Origin of the sequence: Vibrio sp. Vb0304 (genome assembly GCF_033338995.1) — a bacterium.
Classification (GTDB): domain Bacteria; phylum Pseudomonadota; class Gammaproteobacteria; order Enterobacterales; family Vibrionaceae; genus Vibrio; species Vibrio alginolyticus.
Window position 1 is genome coordinate 66,979 of sequence record NZ_JAWOTT010000019.1, and the last position, 8,473, is coordinate 75,451.

The window sequence follows — 8,473 nt, forward strand, 5'->3', positions numbered from 1 at the left end:
AGTCGGCTTACAGGCCGACTTTTTTTAACTCTTCTTCTGCAAAGTCTGCCGTAATGGGCACATAACCATCTTTCTCAACCAACGCTTGTCCCTGAGCAGAAAAGATAAAGCGAATAAATTCAGCTTCAATTGGTGTTAATGGGTAATCAGGGTGCTTATTCACGTAAACATATAAGTAACGTGATAGTGGGTACTTACCACTAACAATATGTTCTCGCGTTGGAGTCACGTAGTCATTTCCCATTTTAGCCACAGGGACTAAGCGCACGCCTGCCACTCGATAACCGACACCGGAATAACCAATTCCACTGATGGTTGACGCTACAGCTTGCACAACTGACGCGGAGCCTGGCTGCTCGTTAACTCGGGTCTTGAAATCCCCGCCACACAAAGCATTGCTTTTGAAGTAACCGTAAGTTCCAGAAACGGAGTTACGACCAAACAACTGGACGTTTCGCTTTGCCCACTGTGATTCAAGACCGAGTTGCTGCCAGTTTGTGACAAATTGACTTTCACCACAGCGCAGCGTGGCAGAAAACAAAGCATCTAACTGACTAAAGTCAAGCCCTTGAATTGGATTATCTTGATGAACAAAAATACCGATTGCATCGATGGCGACCCTGAGCGCAGTTGGCTTGTAGCCATGTTCACGTTCAAACGCTTCAACCTCTCTTAAACGCATAGGGCGGCTCATGGGACCAAACTGAGCTGTTTGTTCGGTCAATGCTGGAGGGGCAGTAGAAGAGCCAGACGCTTGGACTTGCGCATTAATATTCGGGTAAATGGATTTAAACTCTTCAACCCAAAGCGTTGTCATACCCGCAAGTGTATCGGAGCCAACAGAGAGCAAGTTCCCGACAATCCCCGTCGTTTTATGATAACTCGGCAATAGTTTATCTTGAGCGGCAGCCATAAAAGAACAAACAAGCGCGAATAAACTGAATGTTTTTGCTAATCGTAAAGCCATTATTTCACCACCAAACGCTCAGGCAATACGAAAGAAAACTTACTACCCACGCCTACTTCACTGTGAATTTCTAAATGAGAGTCATGGTGACTCAGCGCGTGTTTTACAATGGCAAGCCCTAAACCACTTCCACCAGTATCACGTGATCTTGCTTTATCCACTCGATAAAAACGCTCAGTAAGTCGATGGAGGTGCTGAGGTTCAATACCATCACCACTATCTTCCACCTCTAAGCATGCGCCTTGAGAGGTCTGGAACCAACGAACATTAATGTTCGCACCAGGCGGTGTGTATTTGACGGCATTATAAACGAGGTTAGAGATAGCACTACGTAACTGGTCATCATCGCCCAGCACGCGTAGGCTAGCATCAACATCAAATTTCAATTTATGTTGGTTGTCCCCACTAAGGCTAACCGCCTCTTTTTCTAACACTTCAAGCATCGCGGGCACATTCACGACTTCCTCAAGCTCATGCATAGGTGCCGCTTCAATTTTAGATAGTGTCAGTAGTTGGTTCACCAAACTGTTCATGCGGTTAAGCTGCTCCGTCATGACACCATGAGCTTTGCTCCACATAGGACCCACGACCATATCAGGATCTTCTGTCATCTCAAGATAACCTTGTAGCACCGTCATTGGTGTACGCAGTTCATGAGATACGTTGGCAAAGAAGTTGCGACGCATTCCCTCAAGTTGTTTTAACTGGCTAACATCACGCACCACCATCAAATGTTCACCTTCGGTATACGGTACGATACGTAGTTCTAGCATGCGTTCGACATTGAGTGGTGAACGCATTTCTAATGGCTCTGAAAAGTCTTTCTTGTTGAGGTACTTGATAAAATCAGGTGTACGAATGAGATTGGAGATAGGTTGACCTGAATCTTCTGGCCAATGGAAGCCCAGTAAGTGCTGAGCCAGCTTGTTGCACCAAACAATATTGCCTTCAGCACGGAATACCACTACCGCATCGGGTAGCGATTCTGCACCATTTCGGAATCGACGAATAAGATTAGTAAGCTCTTTTCGTTTGCGGCGTTGGCGCTGTTGTAAGCGATACAACCCATTGAACAAAGATTCCCAATTACCGCTACCAGATGGTGGCGTGAGGCGTTTTTCATCCCATAACCAAGAAGATAAACGTACTTGGTTATGCAAATGCCACACAAGCTGCAATGCCGTAGCAGCCAAAAGCAACCACGGCATATAACCGAATATCCAACCTACTATCACCCATGGGGTGTAAAAAAAAGCCAGCTCCCAGGCCAGCTTTTTCCACGTTAATCTTTCAACCACTCATAACTCCAGAAATGGTACCGATAAGCTGCGTGTTAATTTATGCCTTCGTCGAGAAGCGGTATCCAGCACCACGAACAGTTTGGATCAGCTTATCATGCCCTGCAGCTTCCAATGCTTTACGCAGGCGGCGAATGTGAACATCGACTGTACGGTCTTCGACATACACGTTGGTGCCCCAAACATTGTTTAATAGCTGCTCACGGCTGTATACGCGTTCTTGATGCGTCATGAAAAAATGAAGCATCTTAAATTCTGTAGGGCCCATGTCTAATGGCGCATCATTAGCCGTAACACGGTGCGATACAGGGTCAAGCTTCAATCCCTGTACATCAATTACATCTTCTAGTGCAGTCGGAGTAACGCGACGAATGACCGCTTTTAAGCGCGCAACCAACTCTTTAGGAGAGAATGGCTTAGTAATGTAGTCATCCGCACCAACTTCTAAACCACGCACTTTATCTTCTTCTTCACCACGAGCGGTAAGCATCACAACTGGAATGTTGCGCGTTAATTCCTCTCGCTTCATATGTTTGATGAAGTTAATGCCACTACCACCTGGTAACATCCAATCCAGTAAAACTAAATCAGGGAAGGGTTCAGCCAGTTTGGTTACTGCAGTATCGTAATCTTCCGCTTCTACCGCTTGGTAACCTTTCTGCTCAAGTACGAAGCACAGCATTTCGCGAATAGGAGCTTCGTCTTCAACAACCAGAATCCTTCTAGACATAATTGAGTAACCTTATGTTCGTTGAGCTAATGAATTTAAGAGACAAAGCGCCTCTCTTTGCATAAGCATTATCACTACCAATTATGACACTTTTGTGACCTTTGAAAACAAATTTTCATATAACTTTCTTTTGAGGTTCATTCGGATATTTTTCATTTCTATTAAGACATCAGCACAAAAATTCCCTATGATTAGTCCCTTGTCATCAAGCCTAGAGAAGATTTATGTGGTTTAAAAACTGTCTGGTATACCGCGTTAACCGCGAGGTTACTTTTAACGCCGAACAACTAGAAACTCAGCTGTCTGAATTCCAATTCACCCCGTGTGGCAGTCAAGACAAACAGAAATTTGGCTGGGTCAGTGCAATGGGTAGACATGGCGATATGATGACTCACGTGTCAGAAAACCGCATTCTGATTTGCGCCAAGAAAGAAGAGAAAATGCTACCTGCCTCTGTGATCAAAGAATCATTGAATGCAAAAGTAGAAGCAATGGAAGCGCAAGAAGGTCGTCCTCTGAAGAAGAAAGAGAAAGACAACCTGAAAGATGACATCGTAATGGATTTACTGCCGCGCGCATTCAGCCGCAGCAGCCACACTCACGTGCTCATCATGCCAAAAGAAGGTTTTATCCTTGTTGATGCAAGCAGCTATAAAAAAGCAGAAGATGTATTAGCATTGCTTCGTAAAACCATGGGTAGTTTACCTGTTGTTCCTGCTATTCCAGAAGTGGCGATTGAAACTACGCTAACCGAGTGGGTGAAAAGCGGTGACACACCTCAAGGTATCAGCATGATGGACGAAGCTGAGCTAAAATCCGTACTTGAAGAAGGTGGTGTGATTCGCTGTAAGAAGCAAGAGCTAACCACTGATGAAATCCGCAACCACATCGCTGCGGATAAAGTCGTGACGAAACTTGCGCTTAATTGGCAAGATCGTATTGAGTTCATTATGACGGAAGATGCAGGCATCAAACGTCTAAAATTCTCTGATGAATTGAAAGATCAAAACGATGATATTCCACGTGAAGATCAAGCAGCTCGATTTGATGCAGACTTCTCTCTAATGTGTGGAGAGTTCAGTGCTTTCCTTCCCAACCTATACGATGCGCTAGGCGGCTTACCGAATCCTAACGCTTAATTTTGTATAAAGGTTAACCATAACGCCCTCACTTTTTTTGAGGGCGTTTTTCTATCTGAAGCACAATTACCCTAGTCACAGTTCACATTTTGACGTAAAATTTGCGCCCCATTTCCATTAGGTGGAATTGGCCTGACTTGTGATCAGATAAAAGAGAATTGAGCAATGACAACTGAGAAAGCATTCGTGCCTGAGCTACTATCTCCAGCGGGCAGCCTGAAAAACATGCGTTACGCATTCGCCTACGGGGCAGATGCAGTTTACGCAGGCCAACCTCGCTACAGCCTTCGCGTACGTAACAACGAGTTTAACCACGAGAACCTAAAAATCGGTATCGATGAAGCCCACGCCCTAGGCAAAAAGCTTTATGTGGTATGTAACATTCAACCACACAACTCGAAGCTAAAAACGTTCATCCGTGATCTTAAGCCAATCGTAGAGATGGGTCCTGACGCATTGATCATGTCAGATCCAGGCCTAATTATGATGGTTCGTGAAGCTTTCCCAGAAATGCCAATTCACCTTTCTGTACAAGCAAACGCTGTAAACTGGGCGACCGTTAAGTTCTGGGCAGCGAATGGCGTGGAACGTGTGATCGTTTCTCGCGAGCTGTCTCTAGAAGAAATCGAAGAAATTCGTGAGCATTGCCCTGAAACTGAGCTTGAAGTATTCGTTCACGGTGCATTATGCATGGCTTACTCAGGTCGTTGCCTACTTTCTGGCTATATCAACAAACGTGACCCTAACCAAGGCACTTGCACTAACGCATGCCGCTGGGAATACAAAGTTGAAGAGGGTAAAGAAAACGACGCTGGTGATATCGTAGAGAAATTCGACCCGACTGAAGCACAGCCTGTCGAAGTACAAGACGAGCGCCCTGAAACCACAATTGGTCGCGGCAAACCAACAGATGAAGTCGTTCTGCTTTCTGAAGCGCACCGTCCAGAAGAAAAAATGGCGGCTTACGAAGATGAGCATGGTACTTACATCATGAACTCTAAAGACCTACGAGCGGTTCAGCACGTTGAACGCTTAACTAAGATGGGTGTTCACTCATTGAAAATTGAAGGTCGTACTAAATCGTTCTACTACTGCGCACGTACCGCTCAAGTTTATCGTAAAGCGATTGATGATGCTGTAGCAGGTCGACCATTCGATGAAAGCCTAATGGGTACACTAGAAAGCCTAGCTCACCGTGGCTACACTGAAGGCTTCCTACGCCGTCATACACACGATACTTACCAAAACTACGATTACGGTTACTCAGTCTCTGATGCTCAACAGTTTGTTGGTGAGTTCACTGGTAAACGTCGTGGCGATATGGCTGAAGTAGAAGTGAAAAACAAATTCCTTGTCGGTGATAGTCTTGAGCTAATGACGCCAAAAGGTAATGTTGTTTTCACGCTAGAAGCGATGGAAAACCGTAAGTCAGAGTCTATTGAGGATGCCAAAGGGAATGGTCACTTCGTCTTCATTCCAGTACCAGCAGATCTAGATTTAGAATACGGTCTATTGATGCGTAACTTGAACTCAGGGCAGGACACCCGTAACCCGACTGGTAAGTAATCATGGCCTTGCTCATTACTGACAAATGCATCAACTGCGACATGTGTGATCCCGAATGCCCCAATGGGGCAATCAGTATGGGAGAGAGCATTTTCGAAATTGATCCAGCGCTATGTACAGAGTGTAAGGGGCATTACGAAAAGCCGACCTGTCAGTCAGTGTGTCCAATTACAAAATGCATAATCACTGATCCGAACCATGTCGAAACTGAAGAGCAGTTGCTTGAAAAATTCGTGATTATTCAAGGGTTAGCATAAGAGCAATTAGGTTCAACTTTGACATCAAAGTTGAACCTTTTCTCAACCTGATTTTTCAATAGGGATAATATTGCAGAACAGCTCTTTTTCAAAATGATACTCTAGTCTCTCACGCCAATTTTCCGCTTGAGAAACAGGTATTAAATAAAAGTTTTCTCGGCTCGTATCAGTAACGAAAGCCATTCCATATTGCATCAGCTCATAATGCACATCATTAACAAAACCCGGATCAAGGCGTTGACGCCCAGTCAGGTGATTCACATCCTCTCGAGTCAAAGAGACTCCTTTAGTATCACTGCTAAATCTGTGTCTTAACCACTCTGCAAATTCTTTTGCACAAATCATAGTCATGGTTTTGTCCTTGATTTACTCTTCTAACAGGAAAAGGGTATATCCCTGCCTTACACACTTGTCTGCGTTGTTATCGCTTTTTAGCCAACTGACAGACATATTGCTAAGAAACCAGAGTATCGTGACGAAAGATCTTTTTCTAAACAGAGAAGTTACAACTTACCCATACTACAACTCTTTGTTTAATTTAGATTTCTATAATATGTCCCCAAAACTGATTGGGTTAGTTTTTGTATTGGTACTATTCAATGTAGACAAAAGTATGATGTTTCTCCAGTTTCATAAAAGAGATCACCAAGTACAGATAAACCTGAAGAGTAACACTAATTAGGATTGATAAGCGGCAAGCATTGAGGTGGAACGACTTTTTTTCGTTTGGGCTTAGAGGTTGTTTTTACCCGTTGAGGGGTATCAGTAGGTTTTGCTTTTGGGGCCCAACTTGCAAGCTCAGCACCGCAACCATCACCTACTGGAGGTGGTGCTTGATCAACACAATAGTCGCTCGAATCAGGACAAGATAACCTGACGTGAAAGTGGTAATGATGCCCCCACCATGGACGTACTTTACGTAACCAAGAACGATCTTTGCCGTTTTCTTGCAAGCAAAGTTGCTCCTTAATAACAGGATGTACAAAAATTCGTGCAACATCCTTACTTTTTGAAGCGTACCGAATTAGCTTAAAGTGCCGTTCTTCCCAGCGATGATTAAGTATGGAATAACCTTTTAAATCCACCACACTCATGGGTTTAGGAAGTTGTAATTCGTTATAAGAAAGCGGTTGGTCAGCAAGTCTTAACCAGATATCGATATCTAACCCGGTTTGATGACTAGAATGACCAGAGGAGAACCTTCCACCTCTAGGTAAAGACAAATCACCAATTAGCAGAGTGGTGTTGAGATTTTGATGAGCTTTAAGCGCCAGATTTTCAATAAACTCTATCGTTTTAGGGTGCCCATAGTAGCGCTTCGTTTTACTACGTAAGACTTGATAACCAACGCCATCGAGAGGCAAGGGTAATGCACCATCTAAACAACCGTTAGCATAACTACCAATAGAGGAGGAAGAGTTTCGGGTAGGATTAACCGCAGACTCCCAAGGAGTAGAACATACTGAAGCTGAGAAACATAAACCCAAAGTTACAATGAAACTCAGCCTCATAGCCTTTAACCTTTAGTAGTGTTCGCCATTATCGTAATAAGCTTTAGGAGATAAGGCGGAAAAGATAACCGCAACATCAATATCGGCACCAGCGATACCGCGCACTTGTTGCGTAATAAGCTTGGCAACTTCATCTTGCACTTCCTGGCCACGGTCGAACCAAAGCACTTCGACAAAAGGATATGCAGCACTCACCTCACCCTCATTGAAAAACGTAGTGTAGATATACTCAAAAGTAAAATCCTCACGCGGACAGTCCATTAGAGGCTGAAGTTCATCCGTAAGAGGTTTTGATAATGCCTGAACAGCTTGTGGCTCTACAGCACGGAATCGAAAATGTGGCATAAACTTACTTCCTAATTATTAGCATTAATGCATGATGATAACAGGAACCAAGTCAGTAATCATCCAAGCCAATGTAACCACTGACCTTTCAATAGATTGTGAATCAGATGTGCTCGATAACGAAGAAAAAGTGTTATGAAATTCGAAGGTAAAACAGAAAGAGCAAAGCGATACATCAACATTTAGTAATTACATTACTAGAAAATAAAACTATCTGAAGCAAAGGTATGCCATATTCGTTGGATAAACATACACCTGACATCGAAACTATACGTTAGGAATAAAAGAGACCCTGACCTAAGCCAGAGCTTATGAATATGGGGGGATAGGTGAAGTGGACCAATATCCCGGAGATATGAGCTTTCAATCCCCCCGATACTTTGGTATCAGAGGAATCGACAACTCTTCCAACTAGTCAGCTTCTCTTTTCTTCAGATGCAAAAAAGCCCCAGCATTACTGCTGAGGCTTTAAAGTATGGCAGGGGTGGAGAGATTCGAACTCCCAACACGCGGATTTGGAATCCGCTGCTCTGCCAATTGGAGCTACACCCCTGTAATTCGTGTTTATTGAGACGACGCTCAAATAAGTGGCGGAGTGGACGGGACTCGAACCCGCGACCCCCGGCGTGACAGGCCGGTATTCTAACCAACTGAACTACC

At 44.1% G+C, this 8,473-nt stretch carries 9 protein-coding genes and 1 tRNA gene; 3 read left to right on the plus strand and 7 right to left on the minus strand.

Annotated elements, in window-relative coordinates; genetic code table 11:
- Window positions 1-7: 7 nt before the first annotated feature.
- The 3 genes from R7P35_RS18785 to phoB are packed head-to-tail and all read right to left on the minus strand — an operon-like array spanning window position 8 to window position 2,995.
- Window positions 8-967 (minus strand): PstS family phosphate ABC transporter substrate-binding protein, encoded by a 960-nt coding sequence (locus R7P35_RS18785; RefSeq protein ID WP_213904957.1) that lies wholly within the window; start codon window positions 965-967, stop codon window positions 8-10.
- A complete protein-coding gene (gene phoR, locus R7P35_RS18790) occupies window positions 967-2,265 on the minus strand; it encodes a phosphate regulon sensor histidine kinase PhoR (protein ID WP_005383667.1) in 1,299 nt (432 codons plus the stop codon). Before phoR ends, R7P35_RS18785 begins: the two co-directional genes overlap by 1 nt.
- A 40-nt stretch (window positions 2,266-2,305) precedes the next feature.
- A complete protein-coding gene (gene phoB / locus R7P35_RS18795; RefSeq protein WP_005381752.1) occupies window positions 2,306-2,995 on the minus strand; it encodes a phosphate regulon transcriptional regulator PhoB in 690 nt (229 codons plus the stop codon).
- A 224-nt stretch (window positions 2,996-3,219) separates the two neighbouring features.
- On the opposite strand from phoB, the gene rdgC reads away from it, so the two are divergent.
- The 3 genes from rdgC to R7P35_RS18810 all read left to right on the plus strand — a co-directional run bounded on the left by rdgC (window position 3,220) and on the right by R7P35_RS18810 (window position 5,957).
- Window positions 3,220-4,134 (plus strand): recombination-associated protein RdgC, encoded by a 915-nt coding sequence (gene rdgC, locus R7P35_RS18800; RefSeq protein ID WP_017633930.1) that lies wholly within the window; start codon window positions 3,220-3,222, stop codon window positions 4,132-4,134.
- A 165-nt stretch (window positions 4,135-4,299) separates the two neighbouring features.
- Window positions 4,300-5,700: a tRNA 5-hydroxyuridine modification protein YegQ gene (gene yegQ, locus R7P35_RS18805; RefSeq protein WP_025768851.1), complete on the plus strand. Its 1,401-nt coding sequence runs from the start codon at window positions 4,300-4,302 to the stop codon at window positions 5,698-5,700.
- A 2-nt stretch (window positions 5,701-5,702) separates the two neighbouring features.
- Entirely contained in the window at window positions 5,703-5,957 is a 255-nt protein-coding gene (locus R7P35_RS18810; protein ID WP_005381763.1) for a YfhL family 4Fe-4S dicluster ferredoxin, read from the plus strand.
- A 42-nt stretch (window positions 5,958-5,999) separates the two neighbouring features.
- Here R7P35_RS18810 and R7P35_RS18815 read toward each other — a convergent pair whose 3' ends face one another.
- The 4 genes from R7P35_RS18815 to R7P35_RS18830 form a co-directional block, all read right to left on the minus strand.
- Window positions 6,000-6,308, minus strand: a complete 309-nt coding sequence (locus R7P35_RS18815) for a hypothetical protein (protein WP_005381765.1) — start codon at window positions 6,306-6,308, stop codon at window positions 6,000-6,002.
- A gap of 323 nt (window positions 6,309-6,631) precedes the next feature.
- The gene (mepA, locus tag R7P35_RS18820; RefSeq protein WP_005381766.1) at window positions 6,632-7,468 is read right to left on the minus strand and encodes a penicillin-insensitive murein endopeptidase; all 837 of its coding nucleotides are present in this window, start codon (window positions 7,466-7,468) and stop codon (window positions 6,632-6,634) included.
- A 12-nt stretch (window positions 7,469-7,480) separates the two neighbouring features.
- On the minus strand, window positions 7,481-7,813 hold the full coding sequence (locus tag R7P35_RS18825) for a DUF1904 domain-containing protein (protein WP_005381768.1): 333 nt from the start codon (window positions 7,811-7,813) through the stop codon (window positions 7,481-7,483).
- Between the two features lie 476 nt (window positions 7,814-8,289).
- Window positions 8,290-8,366 (minus strand) — tRNA-Trp (locus tag R7P35_RS18830).
- Window positions 8,367-8,473 lie beyond the last annotated feature (107 nt).

Excerpts from the sequence above, each read along its gene's own strand:
- rdgC (WP_017633930.1), top strand. The coding sequence starts at position 3,220 with ATGTGGTTTAAAAACTGTCTGGTATACCGCGTTAACCGCGAGGTTACT.
- R7P35_RS18815 (WP_005381765.1), bottom strand. The coding sequence starts at position 6,308 with ATGACTATGATTTGTGCAAAAGAATTTGCAGAGTGGTTAAGACACAGA.
- R7P35_RS18785 (WP_213904957.1), bottom strand. The coding sequence starts at position 967 with ATGGCTTTACGATTAGCAAAAACATTCAGTTTATTCGCGCTTGTTTGT.
- yegQ (WP_025768851.1), top strand. The coding sequence starts at position 4,300 with ATGACAACTGAGAAAGCATTCGTGCCTGAGCTACTATCTCCAGCGGGC.
- phoB (WP_005381752.1), bottom strand. The coding sequence starts at position 2,995 with ATGTCTAGAAGGATTCTGGTTGTTGAAGACGAAGCTCCTATTCGCGAA.
- mepA (WP_005381766.1), bottom strand. The coding sequence starts at position 7,468 with ATGAGGCTGAGTTTCATTGTAACTTTGGGTTTATGTTTCTCAGCTTCA.
- R7P35_RS18810 (WP_005381763.1), top strand. The coding sequence starts at position 5,703 with ATGGCCTTGCTCATTACTGACAAATGCATCAACTGCGACATGTGTGAT.
- R7P35_RS18825 (WP_005381768.1), bottom strand. The coding sequence starts at position 7,813 with ATGCCACATTTTCGATTCCGTGCTGTAGAGCCACAAGCTGTTCAGGCA.